This is a genomic window from Thalassotalea sp. PLHSN55, from assembly GCF_052030545.1.
Taxonomy (GTDB): Bacteria; Pseudomonadota; Gammaproteobacteria; order Enterobacterales; family Alteromonadaceae; genus CANMXU01.
Genome location: NZ_JBPDIH010000003.1, coordinates 424,954 through 444,254, shown reverse-complemented (window position 1 = coordinate 444,254; position 19,301 = coordinate 424,954). Strand labels below are relative to the sequence as shown.

Annotated in this window: 12 protein-coding genes; all 12 read left to right on the top strand. The window is 40.3% G+C overall.

Annotated elements, in window-relative coordinates; all coding sequences use genetic code 11:
- The first annotated feature begins 165 nt into the window (after positions 1–165).
- The 12 genes from ubiE to ACRRSQ_RS07670 all read left to right on the top strand — a co-directional run bounded on the left by ubiE (position 166) and on the right by ACRRSQ_RS07670 (position 19,081).
- Positions 166–945: a bifunctional demethylmenaquinone methyltransferase/2-methoxy-6-polyprenyl-1,4-benzoquinol methylase UbiE gene (gene ubiE, locus ACRRSQ_RS07725; protein WP_440875137.1), complete on the top strand. Its 780-nt coding sequence runs from the start codon at positions 166–168 to the stop codon at positions 943–945.
- A gap of 27 nt (positions 946–972) precedes the next feature.
- Positions 973–1,620 carry a ubiquinone biosynthesis accessory factor UbiJ gene (locus ACRRSQ_RS07720; protein ID WP_440875136.1) on the top strand — a complete coding sequence of 216 codons (648 nt, stop codon included), beginning with the start codon at positions 973–975 and terminating at the stop codon, positions 1,618–1,620.
- The gene (gene ubiB, locus ACRRSQ_RS07715) at positions 1,613–3,250 is read left to right on the top strand and encodes a ubiquinone biosynthesis regulatory protein kinase UbiB (protein WP_440875135.1); all 1,638 of its coding nucleotides are present in this window, start codon (positions 1,613–1,615) and stop codon (positions 3,248–3,250) included. Before ACRRSQ_RS07720 ends, ubiB begins: the two co-directional genes overlap by 8 nt.
- A gap of 42 nt (positions 3,251–3,292) precedes the next feature.
- A complete protein-coding gene (locus ACRRSQ_RS07710) occupies positions 3,293–4,117 on the top strand; it encodes a cupin domain-containing protein (protein ID WP_440875134.1) in 825 nt (274 codons plus the stop codon).
- A 275-nt stretch (positions 4,118–4,392) separates the two neighbouring features.
- Complete coding sequence (locus ACRRSQ_RS07705) at positions 4,393–6,300, top strand: alpha/beta fold hydrolase (RefSeq protein WP_440875133.1); 1,908 nt, start codon at positions 4,393–4,395, stop codon at positions 6,298–6,300.
- 307 nt (positions 6,301–6,607) lie between these two features.
- A complete protein-coding gene (locus ACRRSQ_RS07700; protein WP_440875132.1) occupies positions 6,608–6,799 on the top strand; it encodes a hypothetical protein in 192 nt (63 codons plus the stop codon).
- 983 nt (positions 6,800–7,782) lie between these two features.
- On the top strand, positions 7,783–9,201 hold the full coding sequence (locus tag ACRRSQ_RS07695) for a TolC family protein (protein ID WP_440875131.1): 1,419 nt from the start codon (positions 7,783–7,785) through the stop codon (positions 9,199–9,201).
- A gap of 2 nt (positions 9,202–9,203) precedes the next feature.
- Positions 9,204–10,436: an efflux RND transporter periplasmic adaptor subunit gene (locus ACRRSQ_RS07690; RefSeq protein WP_440875130.1), complete on the top strand. Its 1,233-nt coding sequence runs from the start codon at positions 9,204–9,206 to the stop codon at positions 10,434–10,436.
- Positions 10,433–13,534 (top strand): efflux RND transporter permease subunit, encoded by a 3,102-nt coding sequence (locus tag ACRRSQ_RS07685; protein ID WP_440875129.1) that lies wholly within the window; start codon positions 10,433–10,435, stop codon positions 13,532–13,534. The genes ACRRSQ_RS07690 and ACRRSQ_RS07685 overlap by 4 nt, the downstream gene beginning before the upstream one ends.
- A gap of 52 nt (positions 13,535–13,586) precedes the next feature.
- Positions 13,587–14,186 (top strand): outer membrane beta-barrel protein, encoded by a 600-nt coding sequence (locus tag ACRRSQ_RS07680; RefSeq protein ID WP_440875128.1) that lies wholly within the window; start codon positions 13,587–13,589, stop codon positions 14,184–14,186.
- 429 nt (positions 14,187–14,615) lie between these two features.
- Entirely contained in the window at positions 14,616–17,471 is a 2,856-nt protein-coding gene (locus ACRRSQ_RS07675) for a TonB-dependent receptor (protein WP_440875127.1), read from the top strand.
- Between the two features lie 119 nt (positions 17,472–17,590).
- A complete protein-coding gene (locus ACRRSQ_RS07670; protein ID WP_440875126.1) occupies positions 17,591–19,081 on the top strand; it encodes a tryptophan halogenase family protein in 1,491 nt (496 codons plus the stop codon).
- The last annotated feature ends 220 nt before the right edge of the window (positions 19,082–19,301 follow it).

Below are 19,301 nucleotides of genomic sequence, written 5' to 3'. Positions count from 1 at the left end.
ACTGATGATGAAAGGAGCAGAGCCATTCATCATCAGTGACTCCTTTTAGCATCGGCATTTTACTTTGATCTTGATAGCAAATATCACAAAATTTTTACCAGATATTTGTTGATCTAAAGCGCATACAGTACACTAAGCGCAATTTAAATTACTTGCGATTTCGCCATGTCAGCTCAAGAACAAAATAATCAAGCAAATACTAACGATTCTACTACTCATTTTGGTTATAAAACCGTAGATAAAAGTGACAAAGCTTCAATGGTTGCTGGAGTATTTCACTCGGTAGCTAAACAATACGACGTGATGAACGATCTGATGTCTTTTGGTATTCATCGTTTATGGAAACGCTTTACTATTGACGCCAGTGGTGTTCGCCCAGGTAACAAAGTACTAGACCTTGCTGGCGGCACGGGTGATTTAACGGCAAAATTTTCGCAATTGGTTGGTCGCGAAGGCAAAGTTATTTTAGCTGATATTAATAGCTCAATGCTTAATGTTGGCCGCGATAAATTGCGTGATCGTGGTTTAGTGCAAAACATTGAATACGTGCAAGCCAATGCCGAATACCTACCGTTTGAAGAAAATACCTTTGACGTGGTCACCATTGCTTTTGGCCTTAGAAATGTTACCGATAAAGACAAAGCGCTTCGCTCTATTTTTTCAGTATTAAAACCAGGCGGACGTTTATTGGTTTTAGAATTTTCCAAGCCAGAACAAGAACTCTTAAGTAAAGCTTATGATTTCTATTCATTTAATATTTTGCCTAAAATGGGTGAATTGGTCGCTAAAGACGGTGAAAGCTATCAATATTTAGCCGAATCTATTCGTATGCACCCAGACCAAGAAACATTAAAATCGATGATGGAAAATGCAGGTTTTGAGCAAACTACCTATAAAAACTTAACCGGTGGCGTTGTTGCATTGCATAAAGGTTATAAGTTTTAAGTTAATCATTGTTTAGTAAAGGCCACCATGTACCAACAACTACTTTGCGCCGCGATAGAAAAGATTATTGCTACTGCCCTTGACCTTAATCAGCGTGGCAGTGAACAATTAGGTGCGCTTGAGCAAAAAACACTGGCATTATCCTTAGCTGAATTAGGCTTTGTGCTAAAGTTCACCGTTAATAATGAGCATATTATGGTGACCAGTGTTATTGACCCAATTTCAGGCGAGCTTGCTGACTGTCATATCAGCACCAGTGTAAAAACCGTAATTGAGCTTAAAAAAGAACAACAATTAACTGAGCTGATCAAGGAAGACAAGTTATCACTCACTGGCGATATCAAAATTGCCCAGCAGTTTGCCCGTATTGGTGAAACGCTAAATATCGATTGGCGTAGCGAACTAGCCAAGCATATTGGCGACATTCCTACTTATCAATTAGAACGTTTTGGCCAATTTGTTTTTAACAAGTTGAATTTTGCCGTTAAGCAAATTCAGGCTGATGCAAGTGAGTATGTTGTGCACGAACAACGTTTAGTGGTAACGGCAAGCCAAATTAATCATTTTAACCAGCAAGTTACGCAAGTTGAACATCAAACTCAGCAGTTAGCAACACGTCTCGAGCAACTGATGAATAACGTTAACCTTCCACCGCAAAAGGCTCAGTGTGAGTAGTATTCGTCTCTATCGTATCGTTAAAACGTTTCTTCAATTCGGCTTAGATGAATTGGTGCCCAAGTATAAACAGCCTTGGTATGCAAAATTGGCGCGTCTGTCACTTTTTTGGATGCGCAACCAACACAAAGACAAGCCTATTGCGCTGCGTTTTCGTTTAGCAATTGAATCGTTAGGCCCTGTATTTATTAAATTTGGTCAAATGCTATCGACGCGCCGTGACTTACTACCTGATGACTTTGCCAATGAATTAGCACTGCTGCAAGATCAAGTCGTCGCTTTTGATGGTGAAGAAGCAAAAGCGTTGGTGATCGCCGCGATTGGCCAAGAAAATTTTGAGCAGTTTTTTGCTGATTTTGACTGCACGCCGTTAGCCTCGGCATCTATTGCCCAAGTGCATACCGCAAGCTTGCTACATCAAGGCGAAACTCGTCAGGTGGTGATCAAAGTATTGCGCCCTAAGATAGGTAAAATTATTTTAGCAGATTTAAAAGTAATGAGCTTATTTGCTGATATCGTTACGCGCTTATTTCCAGACGGTAAACGTTTGCGACCAAAAGAAGTGGTGGCTGAATATCGAAAAACCATTTTAGACGAGCTTGATCTCAATCGAGAAGCGGCCAATGCGATTCAATTAAAGCGTAACTTTAGCCAAGGTTACGATAGTGACAAAGTGCTTTATGTACCTGAAATATACAGTGAGCACAGCCATAAAAATGTTTTAGTGATGGAGCGTATTTACGGTATTGGTGTCGGAGAAGTGCAAACGCTGACCGACCTTGGCGTCGATATGAAATTGCTTGCTGAACGTGGTGTCGAAGTGTTTTTTACGCAAGTATTTCGCGACAGTTTTTTTCATGCTGACATGCATCCCGGCAATGTTTTTGTTAATGCCACAAATCCTGCAGACCCTACGTGGATCGCGATAGACTGCGGCATAGTGGGCACGTTAAATCGTGAAGATAAACGCTATTTAGCCGAAAACTTTGTTGCCTTTTTTAACCGCGATTACCGCAAAGTTGCTCAGCTGCATGTTGACTCTGGCTGGGTACCAAATGATACCAGTGTTGATGAATTTGAATTTGCTATTCGCACCGTTTGCGAGCCGATATTTAATAAGCCTTTGGCTGAAATTTCCTTTGGCCAAGTTTTAGTCAATTTATTTAATACCGCGCGCCGCTTTAATATGGAAGTGCAGCCACAATTGGTGTTATTGCAAAAAACCTTACTTTATATCGAAGGTTTAGGTCGTCAGTTATATCCGCAGCTTGATTTGTGGCAAACCGCTAAACCTTTCCTTGAAGATTGGGTCAAAGAGCAAATGGGCGTTAAGGCGGTCTTTAGCAAAATTAAAGATAACATCCCATTTTGGAATGAAAAGCTGCCTGAAATTCCTGATTTAGTGTACGACTATTTAAAAGCGGGTAAACAATCGCACGAGCATCATGGTGAACTGATCAGACAAATGACACTAGCGCAGGCAAAGCAGGGGCAGCGTATTATCTGTAGTGTATTAGCCGGCGGTAGTTTTATTGCAGCTAGTGTTTTTTATACCCAGCACTTTCAAAGCTTAGCCATCATTAGTGCAACCTTTACGCTCGTATTTTCTTTATTGGCGCTGAGAAAATAAATACGCCGTTTTCTATATTTTTGATAAACCGTCAAGGTGTTTATGTCTAAGCGACAAGTTGTTAAGCTAACCCAAACACCTTTGGCGCAAGCCAATAAAATAGATACCTTTGTTGAAGGTTGTCACGCCAGTTGTTTTTATTGCGCCAAGCAGAATTTTTCGATTGGTTTCTTTAAACCCATCAAGCTAGCTCATCACAATCTCACCAAAAAAAGCCAAGCGAGCGAAGTCACGGTTTCACAGGGCGACCAAGCTTTTATTGTGCTTAGTGGTAGCGCCGTCATTGAAACAACGTCAAATAACAAAAGCTATCAATTCTGTTCCGGGCAAGGCTTTGTACTGCCGCAAGGGTTAGCCTATCGCTGGTTGAGCCAATCAAGTGATTTTACTGCGCTGCATGTGTTGATGCCTGTTGTAATTAGTAACAACTCTACTGCAAATCTTGAAATGGTTAACGCTGCATCTAGCGAAATAATCGACATAATATTATTTGATGATACCGCAGACGCATTAGCAGGTATTGCCTTAACAGGCGATTCGTTTGTGCTTAAGCAAGCAAAGCAACTAAAGCAATCAAAGCAAAAAACGCAAGCAAATAAAGGCGAACACCTTTACCAAAACAAGCCGAATCAGCAAGACAGTTTTATTGCTGGACTTTGGCAAGGCGACGCTTTAGAAACGGAATTTCAGCCTTTTCCTCGCCATGAATTTATTTATATAAACGCGGGTGAGCTTACCTGTTTTGACCAAGAGTACGGTGAAAATACCTATTCTGTGGGTGATGCGTTATTTATTCCTAAAGGCACATTATGTCGTTGGAAAATTCCTGACAAGGTTGAAACCTACTACGTTATTATTCAAGCATAACAGTACATCAATGCAATTATTGCCTACTTTTATCAAAGAGTGCTTATTTTGCTCTTTATCGCACCTAAACTTAATTATTTTTACTAAGCTGCTCTTTTATTGTTCTTTTTTTTATTTATAATGACAAAGATAGGAATAATAAATAGCCTGATTCAGTATGAAATACAAGCGCACCTAGCCGATGCAAAGCCAATAAATACGCGTTCTAGCACAGGAAGGTGAGCTTAATTTTGTCGTGAATATGGGCAATATACTTAGGATAAGTAATCATGTTCATGCGTATTTTAATCGTAATTTTATTGACGATACCCAACTTTATTTTTGCACAAAATGCTGAAATACCACTAGAAGCCTACGGAAACCTACCGAAAAAAAGTATGTTGGTGATCTCACCCAATGCTGAACGTTTGGCTTATCGTGATACCACAGGCGGTCGTGATATAATGATGGTGGTCGACATTAAAACCAATACTTTAATAAGCGGTGTTAATCTTGAGGGTGTTAACCCTGACAATGCTTATTTTATTGATAATGATCGCTTAATTTTAGTTGCTTCTAAAAACCGCCGCATGTATGGCTATCGTGGCCGTCATGATATCAGTGCCGCGTTTGCTTATAATGTTACTTCTGGAAAAATTCATCAATTGCTTAGTGCGGGTTACCATATACACGAAGGGCAAACTAAGCTTGGCAGCATTATGGGCATATCGCCTGACAAAAAATATGCTTATATGCCAGCTTACGGTGAAGATGGCCGATACAACTTATATCGTGTTAGTTTAGAAAGACGAAAAAAGCCGAGAGTTCATCGCAAAGGCACCCGCGATACCATTGATTTTTTTATCGATCAAGAAGGTGAGGTAGTTGCACGCGAGCGCTATAACAACGAAACCGATACACATTTAGTTCAATCAGTTATTGATGGTGAATGGGTTGATATTTTTAAACACAAAAGCCCTTATATAACTCGCGGTTTTTCCGGTTTAACGCCTGATGGTAAAAGCTTAGTGATGCTCAACCAAGACGCTAACCATCGACGTTGGGCCTATTATACGATGTCGCTTACCGACGGCGCTGTTTCTGAGGCAATATTTAGTCGTAAAGATAAAGATGTCGAACACGTTATTTCAGATATTCAACGCGTTGTACATGGCGTGCAATATTCCGGTTTTACCCCAACCTACGAGTTTTTTGATAAAAAACTTAACGCAAGAATGCGTGGTATTAATAAGGTTATGCCAAACAATACCTTTACCATTCGAGACTACACCCCTGATTGGTCGAGCATGCTATTTTTTATGGATGGCGAAGCAAGCTCTGGGGACTATTTATTATACAACAATAGCCGATTAGGGTTTCTTACGCAGGCACGTCCTGAAGTGCCACCTGAAGCGGTAAATACGGTGAAATCGATTAGTTTTAACGCGCGGGACAATTGGCCAATTCCTACGTTAGTGACTATGCCAAAAGGCAAAGGGGATAAAAATTTACCTGCGATAATGATGCCTCATGGCGGCCCTGAAAGTTACGATAAATTAGGCTTTGACTGGATGGCACAGTATTTTGCTAACCAAGGCTATGTGGTGATTCAACCACAATTTAGAGGCTCAACGGGGTTTGGTAGCGCACATTTACTTCGAGGTCGTGGTGAGTGGGGGCGTAAAATGCAAGATGATTTAACCGATGCAGTAACTTATTTGGCCAAGCAAGGCACTATTGATAAGAACCGGGTATGCATTGTTGGCTCAAGTTATGGAGGTTATGCCGCACTAGCTGGAGCGGCATTCACGCCAGAGCTATATAAATGTGTTGTCTCTATAAATGGGGTTTCGGATGTTGAACGTATGTTAGATACCGAAGAGCGAAACTATGGTCGAAATCATTGGGTGGTATCTTACTGGCAAGATGTGATTGCCGATGGTGATGTCGATGAAGATCATCTTGAGCAGATTTCTCCGGCAAATCATGCCAAGAAAGTGCAAGCGCCGGTATTATTAATTCACGGTGAGCATGATCTTGTGGTGCCGATCAGGCAATCAAAAATAATGCGTGATGAGCTTGAAGATGCCGACAAACAAGTCACTTTTGTTGAACTAGACAATGGTAATCATCACTTAAGTAAACGAGAGAACCGATTAAAGGCGTTGAAAGCTATCGACAAATTTATTAAGGAATATATTTAGCTATAACGGCCTGCCTTTGTAGTTTTATATCTGGTGGTTAGAAAGCGGTGTCATTCCCTTGTGTTTAAAGATCAGGAATGACACATTATTCCATTTTTCGACTTTAATAAAGTATTAGTAAGCCTAGGCATTAGTGCTATCTCTGCTTCCCTTGTTTTAAGGTATGATTTGAATAGAAGCTTGCCAATAAAATAAAGTGTTATTTATGAATACTCAGTTATCAACTCTTGTCCTGTTGTCACTTGTTATACAGCTAGCTGCATGCAGTGCGAACGGGGAAAAATCTAAGCAACAGGTGCCATGTTCCATGCAGCAGCTACTGCGCATTGAGGAACAAGTAAGTTCTAGTGACGGTTTAGGTCATGGACCTGACGTTGGTTCTGGAGAATGGAAGTCATCGATTGAATTTAGGTTGGGGGTTAAACATAACAGTGATATTCCGAATGAATTGAATTTAAGCTGGTGTAATAAAATAGAGCAAACGTTAAAAGCAAAGTGAGTTAACGGGCAGTAGTTTTAGCCTCAGCTGCTCAGTTGCTAAGTCTTTTCCTTATCAATTTTTAAAATATGTCTGGTAAAAAAAGAGCTTGCTGAGCTAGTGCAGATGACCTAGCGGCGCTGAGCAAGTCGCATCATTTAAATACATTCGCCTCTAAATTTATCAACGCTCTTCAAGTATCGCATCCCGCTCTAGCGTTACATTTAATTACGCAACACTAACAGTAAAGAACACTAAGGCTAGCTATTATCAATACATACTTTTCAACGCAATAGCTTGATTAGTGTTGTTATACTTCCCTTGTTTTTTTTAGACTCAATCACCCTTTGGATTGAGTTTTTTTTTGCCTAAATTTTATCTAAACGTAGCAATAAATAGTACCGCAGCAACTGTAACAATGCGAGTTACAAATCATTACCTAACGCACACAGTAAAAAACACCGAAGCTTTATATTATTAACTCAACTTTTCTAAGCAGTAGCTTGATAAGTGTTGTTATACTCCCTTGTTTTAGCTCAATCACCCTTTGGATTGAGCTTTTTTTTGCCTGAAATTTATGACTTGGCAGACGCTGTATTTTAGATCGAAAGCAGTTAGGTCAAATGCCGTAAATAATCCAATACCGCCATTAATTTGTTTGTAACTACCAGAGTTACAATTGATCACTTTTTACACACAGTAAAAAACACAACTTAGCGATATTATTATTCCATCTTCTTAAGCAGTAGCTTGATAAGTGTTGTTATACTCCCTTGTTTTTAGCTCAATCACCCTTTGGATTGAGCTTTTTTTTGCCTGAAATTTACAGTCATCTCATTTATCTCTTAACCTAATAGCGCAACAATAAACACTATTTGCGGTGTTTTTACACATCTAAGTAAAACTTTTGTAAATCTGCCGTAAAACTTGTTGAGCTATTGGTTAACTAAATTATAAACTTGAATTCACATTTCCCCGCGCGTTTAATTTGAACAGGTTGATATATGAGGCTGCGCCTAAACAGACTCTCGCTTTTACTGACTACAGCTTTGCTTGCAGCTTGTAACTCTACGTCTGAAATTGATGAAAAAATTCGCCACTATAATATTCCTGCTAAATGGCAAAATAGTGCAGAGCAACTTACCGTTGAACAATTTAACGTTGAACATGGTTGGTTAAACCAAATTCCAAATCAGCAAATAAAACAGTTAGTTGACCTTGCTTTAAATAATAATTTTGAATTAAAGCAACAAGCGTTTGCTGTAGAAGTTCAACAACAAGAGCTAATCGTTGCAGGCAGTGCGCTGTGGCCATCACTTGATTTATCACTAAGGGCTGGTCGAGATAAAAATAGTCAAGAAAACTCAACGAGTCGATACAATAATAACGCGTCGCTCGGATTAGATTTATCATACGAGTTAGATTTATGGGGTAAGCTTTCAGCGGCAGATCAACAAGCAAACTTAACGCTTGTCGCGCAGCAGACAAGTTTCGAGCAAGCCAAGCAGCAGTTAGTTGCTGATGTCGTTATGGCATGGTTTAGCGTTATTGAAGCTAAGCAGCTGGTTAAGTTATATCAACAGCGTACCGATAATACTCAGCAAAACTTAGACATTATTCAGTTAGGTTATCAGCGCGGCTTAAACAGTGCGCTCGATGTTTACTTAACACGTAACGAAGTGGCAAACGAGCAGTCGCGCACTTCTGCACAGAAAAATGCCTTGGTGGTTGCAATACGAGAGCTAGAATTATTAATTGGTCAATACCCGCAAGGTTTACTTGAAGTCGATGCTAAATTACCCTTGTTAGACTCTGCCATTCCTCAAGGTTTACCTTCTGAATTAGTCAGTCGAAAACCTGAACTTGTGGCAAGCTGGTATCAACTACTAGCGCAAGACGCAGCGCTTGCATATGCGCACAAGCAGCGCTTTCCAAGCTTAACCTTAACTGCGTCTGTTGGACAAAACTCAGAGCAACTTAGCGACTTACTGTCAGCTTCGTCATTGGGTTGGTCGTTAATGGGCAGTTTGGCTATGCCACTTTTTAATGCTGGCCGCCTTGAAGCAAACGAAGAAAAAGCACGTTTGCAATTAAAACAACAAGAGCAAATTTACCTTGATTCGTTACACAATGCTTTTGCTGATGTTGAAAATCGTATTAGCGAAGAGCAAAGCTTGACTGAACGTTATCAAATGATGCTAACCGCGCAACAAAATGCCATGGCGGCTGAAACCTTGTCGTTTGAAAATTATCTTGCAGGTTTAGTGGATTACACCACCGTGCTCGATGCTCAAAGCCGCTCTTTTGACGCGCAAAGCACATTGATTGAAATTAAAAACCAGTTGATTGCTAATCGCATTAAATTACACCTTGCACTTGGCGGTGATTTTTCCGCAGCAACTCAACCTTCTTTGGCAGAATAGTCATGACTAACATTAAAAAATACCTTGTTCCTTTCCTTATTATTTTAGTCACCCTTATTTTGGCCAAAATAATTTTTGATAATCCACCCAAAAGTGACCGAGGCCGCGGACCTAAAGGTGCGCAGATGAGTGTTGAGGTGATGCAGGTAAAACCTCAAGCTTATCAAGTAGAGGTGGAAAGTTTTGGTAACGTGCAGCCAAGAACGCAAAGTGCCTTAGTGGCTCAAGTTTCTGGTCAAATTGTTAAAACTAGCGAGCAATTTAGAGAAGGTGGCTTTTTTAACAAAGGCGATGTGTTAATCGAACTCGACGATAGAGACTATATTGCTGAACAAAAAATTGCCCAAGCCAGTTTATTATCAGCTCAGCAATTGTTACTAGAAGAACAAGCGAGAGTTGAACAAGCATTAGCCGACTGGCAACGATTGGGTAATGGTAATAAAGCGTCAGCATTAGTTTTGCGTGAACCACAATTAGCCGCGGCCAAAGCGCAAGTCTTATCGGCACAAGCACAGCTGGAAAAAGCTGACTTAGCGCTTGAACGTAGCAAAATTATTGCGCCTTATAACGGCCGCATGCTTAATCAGCACGTTGATTTAGGGCAAGTGGTTTCAGCCAATACGGTATTGGCTGATATTTACGCGATTGATAATGTTGAAATTCGCTTACCGATCAAAAATAAAGACTTAGCGTTAATTCAACTGCCTGAAGAATTTATTAACAAGCAAAACATGCAGCAAGGGCCAACGATTAGTTTATATTCACAACTAACTGGTCAGCAGAGCTGGCAAGGACAAGTGGTTAGAACCGAAGGTGCCATTGATACTAACTCGCAGCAATTACATATTGTTGGACAAATCGACGATCCTTTTTCTAAAACTGCGCAGCACAGTACAGCGGTAAAAATTGGCCAGTACATGACTGCCAAAATTCAAGGCAAGTTATTGCACGACTCATTAATTATTCCTAACAGCGCCATTTATCAGGGCAGCTATGTCTATTTAGTGAAAGATAATTTATTAATGCGCCAAGACATTAAAATACGCTGGCAAAATAAACAAGATGCGTTAATTACTGATGGGTTATCGGCGGGAGACCAGCTTGTTATTACACCGCTTGGTCAAATAAGCTCTGGCACGCCTGTTGATGTTGTTGGTGCACCGGCAAACAAGAAAAAGGGGCGTGGTGATAAACGACCGGGCCAAGCTAAACCAGCACAAGGAGCTAAACCATGATCGCTTGGTTTGCTCGCAACCATGTTGCTGCTAATTTATTGATGATCACCATTGTCTTTACCGGCTTATTTAGCTTGGTGAGTCAAATTCCATTAGAAGTTTTCCCGGGTATTGAAGCCGATAAAATATCAGTTAATGTCACCTTACGTGGTTCAACCCCAGAAGATGTTGAGCAAGGCATTGCCATACGTATTGAAGAAGCGGTGCAAGACTTAGAAGGCATTGAACGGATTTTAAGTAAATCTACCGAAGGTTCTGCCTCGGTAACGATTGAAATTGAAGACAGATACGATGCGCGTGAAATGTTGGCGGACATTAAAAACAGGGTTGATGCGATCAATACTTTTCCCGCCGATGCAGAAAAACCGATTGTCGCTTTAGCGCAGCGTAAATATGACGTAATGGCAGTAACCGTTTCCGGTATTTATAGCGAAAAAGAAATTCGCGAATTTGCCGAACAAGTACGCGACGATTTACTGCGCATTCCGGGTGTCACCCAGCTTGAATTAGATGGTGTGCGCGACTATGAAATCGCGATTGAAGTCTCGCAAGACATATTGCAACAGTATAATCTCAGCCTAGACCAAATTAAAACGGCCATTGCCAGTGCAAGTTTAGACGTTTCCGCTGGTAACATTCGCACCGCAGGCGGCGATGTCTTGATCCGCTCCAAAGGGCAAGCTTATCGTAAAGATGAGTACAGTAAAATTGCCATTAAAACCCTTACCGACGGTTCGGTGTTAACCTTAGCCGATATTGCTGATATTCAAGATGGTTTTGAAGAAACACCGGTTAGAACACGCTTTAATGGTAAACCTGCCGCCTTTATTGACGTTTTTCGCATTGGTCAGCAAAGCGCTATTGATGTTGCTAGTAAAGTTAAAGACTACATTAAAGAGCGCCAAGATACGCTACCGCAAGGGTTTGAATTAAGTTATTGGGATGACGACTCTGAAATTGTACGTAAACGTATTTCCACGCTAACCAGCAATGCCATGCAAGGTGGTTTTCTTGTTTTTGTCTTACTAACGCTATTTTTGCGACCTGCAATTGCGATTTGGGTGTGTGTTGGTATTCCTGTATCTTTTATGGGCGCCTTTTTAGTGATGCCATTTTTTGGCGTTACTCTTAACATTATGAGCCTTTTTGGCTTTATCTTAGTACTGGGCATTGTTGTTGATGATGCGATTGTCACTGGAGAGAATATCTATTCGCATTTACGCAATGCCGAGTCGGGGGAAGAAGCAGCCATACGCGGTACCCAAGAAGTCGCCACTCCGGTAACGTTTGGCATTTTAACTACTGTAGCGGCATTTTTACCGTTAGCATTTATTGAAGGTGGTCGCAGTAGTTTGTTTGCGCAAATTCCAGTGGTAGTTATTCCGGTATTACTCTTTTCATTAATTGAATCAAAATTTGTACTGCCATCTCATTTAAAAAATATTAAGTTACGTCGTGAAAAAGAAGGCGCAGGTAAACTTGAGCAATTTCAGCAGCGTTTTGCCGATGGCTTTGAGCGTGCAATTTTAAAATATTATCAGCCGCTATTAGTCATTGCTTTGAAAAACAAATTAGCAACCGTCGCGTTGTTCTCAGGCATTTTAATTCTTATTGTAAGCTTGGTGATGAGCGGTTGGACTAAATTTATTTTCTTCCCAAGAGTGCCGAGCGAAACAGTGCGCGCTAACTTAGTGTTGCCGACAGGAACACCATTTGAAGTTACTAATAAATACATCACTAAAATGACAGACAAAGCATTTGAGCTTCAGGAAAAGTATCGTGATGACTCTGGCGAGAGCATTATTATTAATATTTTGTCGGTGACTGGCGGCCGAGGTGGTGTGTCGCACTATGGTGGTGTCCGTTTTGAAATTCAGCCAGCAGATGAACGTACTACCGATATCAGCTCGGCGGAATTAGTGAATGAATGGCGCCAGAGCATCGGCATTATTCCGGGTGCTGACAGCTTAACGTATCGTGCAGAAATAGGTCGTTCTTCTGATCCTATTGATATTCAATTAAGTGCTAACGATTTAGCAACACTCGAGGAAGTAGCAGCCAAAATAAAATCGCGTTTAGCGACTTATCCTGCGGTATTTGATATCGGCGATGGTTTATCTGACGGTAAAGAAGAGTTGCAAATTGAGCTGACTGAACAAGGCCGTGCTTTAGGATTAACCCGAGTGGATATTTCAAGGCAAGTACGCAACGCCTTTTTTGGTGCGGAAGTACAACGTATTCAACGTGGTCGCGATGATGTGCGTGTAATGGTGAGATTGCCGCTTGAAGAGCGAAGTGCGGTGGCAAACTTAACCGACATTTTGATTGAAACACCAAGTGGTGGCAATGTGCCGCTTGATCATGTTGCCCGTTTAGTGCCAGGTCAAAGCCCGGCAACCATAAACCGTATCGATCGTTATCGTACTGTTAATGTTACTGCCGATGTTGATAAAACGGCAACCAATATGACAGTGCTACAGGCCGATCTTAAACAATATTTAGATCAGCTAATCGAACAATACCCTGGCGTTACACATTCGTTAGAAGGGGAAGCAAAAGAGCAGCGTGAGTCGTTTGGTTCATTAGCGTGGTCATTATTGTTCGTCTTTTTTATCATTTATGCTTTATTAGCGATTCCATTTAAATCGTATTTGCAACCTGTGATTGTGATGAGTGTCATCCCATTTGGTTTAATTGGCGCGGTTGTTGGTCATTGGATTATGGCGATGGAACTTACCATTATGAGCTTCTTAGGTATGCTAGCGCTGCTTGGGGTAGTGGTAAATGACTCACTCGTTTTGGTTGATTTTATCAATAAAAAGCGCCAGCAAAATTACCCCTTATTGGAGTCTGTCTTAGTGGCAGGAGCTTCACGCTTTAGGCCGGTAATGTTAACGAGTTTAACCACCTTTATTGGTTTAATGCCGTTATTGTTTGAGCAATCTACCCAAGCGCAGTTCTTAATTCCTATGGCGGTATCGTTAGGTTTTGGTATTTTGTTTGCAACATTTATCACGTTAATTATGGTGCCAGTGAATTACATGTTAATTACTCGATTAAGTGAATATTTCAATCCGAATAAAATTGAGGTATGTTAACAATAGACACAATAAATTATTCACGGTTAACACTCAAAGTGGAGCTAATGCAATGATAATAAGAACAATCAGCGTTATTTGTTTATTAATTTGTAGCAGTTCAAGCTTGGCGTTTCAGCAACGAACTGCTTATATAAACCATTCTGGTGTTATGGCATCTGTTGGTGTGGTCAACTTAAATAAGCAAGTAGCAGCCGATAATTTTGTTGAAGACAGTGCCACTTATTGGAAGCTAGGTTGGGAACAACAAAAAAATAGTTGGTTGTTAGGTTTGGGCATTTCTGGTTATTTATATAATGACCAAGCCGAGTTTACTCAATTAACTGAAAGTTTAATTGGTGATACTAAAGAGGAGACATCAAAAGCTAATGCTTTTAATGTTTATGTTGAAAGTGGCTATAATTTTCGCGTTGATAAACGCCTCAATCTCGCTTTTTTAGTGGGTTACGAGCACGCCATTAAATCAGATCGTAGTATTGATTCTTGTGATGACTGTTATGCTCAAGACATTGAAATTAATGCTGGCGTATATGCGCATCCAAGAGCAACTTATGCTTGGAGTCGAAATTGGTATTCGTCACTTGGTTATAATGCTTATTTTGATGATGACATTAAAAACAGTCTTTACCTGACGGTCGGCACCCACTTTTAGCGAATTTTTACTCACTTCTTTATTTAACCACATATTTAACCATCCGCTTAAAATAATAAGCGGATGGTTTTTTGTTTTTTAGTCGTGTATCAATCCTTCCTGCCTAATACAAATTCTGTCTGAAATTCACAAAATAGCCAATAACAAATCAATTCTTAAAAGTTACCTATACTTACACTTAGCTTGGTCGTTTGTTTAAAAAAAAGCGCTTTTGCTTATTTATCATACTATTGAATACGTATGCATAAGCTTTTAGCTTTTTGAATACGTATGCAAGGCGTATGCATCTATTTATCTGCTCTCTATAGTAAGGATATCCACAAAATAGAAGTGGGTCTAAAAACATTAAATGAAAAATACAAGCTATTACATCAGTGAGTAACACTGAATAACAAAACAGACACGGACGCTCTGGGGGATATAATCAATATGTTAAATTTTAAGCCGAACAAATTAACACTGGCGTTGCTATCAACAGGTTTGATGGCAATTAGTAGTCATTCAATTGCTGCAGAAGCTGCAACAGCAAAAGAGCAAGAAGTCGAAGTAATTCAAGTCACCGGTATTCGTGGTGCCCTGCAACGTGCACAAGCGATTAAAATGAGTGAAAACTCAATTGTTGAAGTTATTTCAGCAGAAGATATCGGTAAATTACCTGATACCAGTATTGCAGAATCGTTAGCACGTTTACCGGGCGTAACGGGTGAGCGCAGAAATGGCCGTACGAGTGGTCTATCTGTTCGTGGTTTTAATGAAAACTATATTGGTACAACCTTAAATGGTCGTGAACTTTTAGGTATGGGTGATAACCGTGGTGTTGAATTTGATTTGTACCCAACGGAAATTGTTACCTCTATGCTGGTTTATAAAACACCAGAAGCGAGCTTAATTTCACAAGGCATTGGTGGCACCATCGATTTACAAACCGTAAGCCCATTAAATGCCGATGCAAGTATGGCGGTGAATTTAGATTACGAACAAAATGGCAAAGATTCTGCCAATCCAGATTTTGATGATACCGGTCACCGCGCTTCTTTTAACTATGTAAACCAGTTCCTTGATAATACATTAGGCTTAGCGCTTGTTGTATCAAGCCAAGAAACGCCGCGCCAAGAAGAGCAATTCCGTGCATGGGGTTATGCTGATGTTAATTTAACACCAGCAGGTGAAGATGGACATAATCCTCGTCGGTTAACAGACCCAGTTTCGGCGTCAGCAGGCGATAAAGTTTTAGGTGGTCATGACTCTTTTGCACGTTCTGCAATGATGGAACGTGACTCAATTGCCGCTGTTATTGAATACGCTCCAACAGATAATTTAAACATTCAGCTAGATGCGCTATATATCGACTTTAAAGAAAGTGATGTTCGTCGTGGTTTAGAAGAAGGTGGTGCTGAATGGGGAACTGGTAATTATACTATTACAGATATTGAAAATGGCGTTGTTACTGCAGGTTATCACGATGGTTTCCATAGCGTTATTCGTAATGATGCGAGAACACAAGATTCAACATTAACGACCTTTGGTTTAAATGTTGACTATATGCTAAACAATGAATGGTCAATCGAATTAGATTTATCAATGGGTGATGTTGATAAAACCATTACCGATATTGAAAGTTATTCAGGAGTTGGTCGTGCTGGTGTTGACGATCGTCCGTTAGCGGCACGTTCTTGGGAAATGACTTCGACCGGTGTAATGTATAGCGACCATCCAACATTACCAGGTGTTGATTACACGAACGAAAGCTTAATTCGTTTAGCGGGTCCACAAGCTTGGGGTGGCGGTATGGCGCCAATTGAAGAATTTGGTGGTTCTGACCGTGCTCAAGATGGTTTTGTTAACCAACCAGAATTTGAAGAAAGTTTAGATAGCATTCGTTTAAGTGCAACGGGCGCAATTGAATTTAGTATTTTCAATGGTATTGAGTTTGGCGTAAATTACTCTGAACGAGAAAAAACTAAGGTCAATAAAGGCGCTTTCTTAACAGCACCAACTTTCCCTAGCGACGGTCCAATTCCAAGTGAATTCCTTGTTGGCACCACTAGCTTAGATTTTATAGGCATTAACGGTGTAACGGCGTACGACAGTATCGGTTTATTTAACAGCGGCTATTACACTTCAACCAATGCAGCATTAATTGAAAATGGTCGTTTTGGTGATACTTATACAATTACCGAAGAGTTACTGACAGCTTATGCAAAATTAGATATTGAAGCTGAAATTGGTGATATTTATGTAAGTGGTAACTTGGGCGTTCAAGTAGTCAATAGTGACCAAACGGGTAAAGGTTTTAGTACATATACTAATGAAGACTTATTTACAGAAACAACCCCTGTTTCAGGTGGTGATTCTTATACTGACGTGCTACCTACGTTAAATTTAAGCTTTGAAGTGGCTGAGAATCAATTTATTCGTACAGCTATGGGTAAAGTGATGAGTCGTCCGCGTATGGATGATATGCGTCCAAATACAGTGGTAAGTTTCCAGTTTAATGATGCAAACATTTTGTCTGACGATCCTGCATCTGGTCCTTGGAGTGGCAGTGCTGGTAATTCTTCGTTAAAACCTTTAGAAGCCAACCAGTTTGATTTAGCGTACGAGAACTATTTTGCTGATGATGGTTATTTTGCAGTTAGTTTTTTCTACAAAGATTTAACCAACTGGCACAAAAGCGGTGCAGCAGTGGCAGACTTTTCAGAATATTACATTCCTGGTTATCATCAATCATCAGATGATACAGGTAACCAGCCACCTGCAACTTTCTTAGGTGGTGTATCGTATCGTGAAGATGGTTTAACCGGATTTGTACGTGGTTACGAATTGCAAGCAAGCTTACCGTTATCTTTAGCGCACAAGTCGTTAGAAGGTTTTGGTATTGCGATGAGTGCTACTTTCCTTGATGGTGAACTTGATGTCGCTGAGGGAGAAGATAATCGAGTTCCTGGCTTGTCTGAAGAAAGTTACTCGTTAACTGCTTATTATGAGCATGAAGGTTTTGAGATCCGTGTATCTGGTACTAAACGTGATGATTTCTTAACCGAAACTCGTGGTATCAGCTTATCGCTTGTAGGTGCAACTGACCAAGGTGCTGAGCTATGGGATGCGCAAATTGGTTACGACTTTAGTGAGTCAGGCATTGAATCGCTAGATGGTCTTCGTATTACATTGAAAGCGCAAAACATTACAGATGAAGATACCGTACAAACCGATTCTGCAGGCAATATTACTCAGTACCAATCGTTTGGCGCTAACTACTTATTAGGCCTTAACTACAAATTCTAATGTTAGTTAATTGTTTAATGAAATAACGTAATTAAAAACCTGCGAGGCAACTTGCAGGTTTTTTTGTTTTAGCCTTTAGTTAGGTTTAGCTTAGTTATGCTGTCGTTTTAGGAGTTGTTATGAACAATGCAGTGAAGAAAGTTGTTGTGCTTGGTGGCGGTACTGCCGGTTGGATGTCAGCTGCGCTGATAAAAAAATTGGTTGGTGCAAGTATTGAGGTTGAGCTAGTCGAGTCAGACGATATTGGCACTATTGGTGTTGGTGAAGCAACCATTCCGCCGATTCAAAACTTTAATCATGTTTTAGGGTTAAACGAAGCCGAGTTTTTAAAAGCAACTAAAGCGACCATTAAGTTAGGTATCGAGTTTGAAAATTGGAAAAATGTTGGTGAGAAGTATTTTCACAGCTTTGGCGCGGCAGGTAAAAGCACACCATTTTGCCATTTCCACCATTATTTAAAGCGCGCGCAAACCTTAGGCTTAACAGATAACCTGTGGGATTATGATTTAAACCACTTATCGGCTCAGCAGGGTATATTTGCTAAAATTAAAACCAAAGATCCGATCATCGAAATTCCTTATGCCTATCATTTTGATGCTGGACTCTATGCCCAGTTTTTACGACAGTTTAGTGAGAAACTTGGCGTTAAGCGCACCGAAGGCATGGTTGACAATGTCTTGCAGTGTCAGCAGTCTGGTAATATTACTGCGTTGCAATTAAAAAGTGGCCAGCAAATTTCAGGTGATTTATTTATCGATTGCTCGGGCTTTAAAGGGCTATTAATACAACAAACATTACATACTGGCTATGAAGATTGGAGTCATTGGCTGCGTTGCGATCGTGCCGTTGCAGTGCCTTCAGAGCGGTTTGAACATACATTGCCTTATACGCGCTCAATTGCCCATGCCGGCGGTTGGCAGTGGCGTATTCCACTGCAGCACAGAAATGGTAATGGCTTGGTCTATAACAGTAGCTGCTATAGTGATGAACAAGCCACTGACCTATTAATGTCTAACATAGAAAGTAAGCCGTTAGCAGACCCTAAAGTGATTGGTTTTAAAACCGGGCGTCGTCGTCAGCAGTGGCATAAAAATGTTATCGCAATTGGCTTATCCAGTGGTTTTTTAGAGCCGCTCGAGTCAACAAGTATTCATCTTATTCAATCCGCTGTTGTGCGCCTAATTCACATGTTTCCGCATCAGGGCATTAATGAGACTGAAATCGCTGAATACAATAAGCAGTCAGAGCTTGAATATCAGCAAGTGCGTGATTTTATTATTTTGCATTATCATGTTAATCAGCGCACCGACAGTTTGTTTTGGCAAGACATGCAGACTATGGACATTCCAGCAAGTTTGCAGCATAAAATTGAATTGTTTAAGCAAAGTGGCAAAATATTTAGAGAGCAAAACGACTTATTTAACGAAGGCTCTTGGTTGCAAGTGATGTTAGGTCAAGGGCTTGAGCCACAAGATTACCATCCTATGGCTAACAATATGTCTGCCGAGCAATTGCTTGAAATGATGAAAAAACTCAAAGCCATTAAAAATGAACCGCTAAGTCAATTACCTAGCCATGACCAATTTTTAAAACACATCACGGGTAACTAACGAGTATTGTATTTATACATTTGTATCAATAAGTGAGTGCAGTAGCTACTCACTTGTTGTTAAGGTGTTCTTTATTTATAGAATAATTTTTGTTTATAAATATCTGAAAATATGAGATATTAAAACTGTATTGCAGGATTTTTTTGATGATGGATTATTAAATACCTATTTCTGATACGCGTTTCAATGTGTATTTTCTCGATTTATCCATACCTTAAAA

What these genes read in the sequence shown, in the direction of transcription:
- ACRRSQ_RS07705 (WP_440875133.1), top strand. Translation starts at nt 4,393, where the DNA reads ATGCGTATTTTAATCGTAATTTTATTGACGATACCCAACTTTATTTTT.
- ACRRSQ_RS07685 (WP_440875129.1), top strand. Translation starts at nt 10,433, where the DNA reads ATGATCGCTTGGTTTGCTCGCAACCATGTTGCTGCTAATTTATTGATG.
- ACRRSQ_RS07670 (WP_440875126.1), top strand. Translation starts at nt 17,591, where the DNA reads ATGAACAATGCAGTGAAGAAAGTTGTTGTGCTTGGTGGCGGTACTGCC.
- ACRRSQ_RS07720 (WP_440875136.1), top strand. Translation starts at nt 973, where the DNA reads ATGTACCAACAACTACTTTGCGCCGCGATAGAAAAGATTATTGCTACT.
- ACRRSQ_RS07710 (WP_440875134.1), top strand. Translation starts at nt 3,293, where the DNA reads ATGTCTAAGCGACAAGTTGTTAAGCTAACCCAAACACCTTTGGCGCAA.
- ACRRSQ_RS07700 (WP_440875132.1), top strand. Translation starts at nt 6,608, where the DNA reads ATGCAGCAGCTACTGCGCATTGAGGAACAAGTAAGTTCTAGTGACGGT.
- ACRRSQ_RS07675 (WP_440875127.1), top strand. Translation starts at nt 14,616, where the DNA reads ATGTTAAATTTTAAGCCGAACAAATTAACACTGGCGTTGCTATCAACA.
- ACRRSQ_RS07695 (WP_440875131.1), top strand. Translation starts at nt 7,783, where the DNA reads ATGAGGCTGCGCCTAAACAGACTCTCGCTTTTACTGACTACAGCTTTG.
- ubiE (WP_440875137.1), top strand. Translation starts at nt 166, where the DNA reads ATGTCAGCTCAAGAACAAAATAATCAAGCAAATACTAACGATTCTACT.
- ACRRSQ_RS07680 (WP_440875128.1), top strand. Translation starts at nt 13,587, where the DNA reads ATGATAATAAGAACAATCAGCGTTATTTGTTTATTAATTTGTAGCAGT.
- ACRRSQ_RS07690 (WP_440875130.1), top strand. Translation starts at nt 9,204, where the DNA reads ATGACTAACATTAAAAAATACCTTGTTCCTTTCCTTATTATTTTAGTC.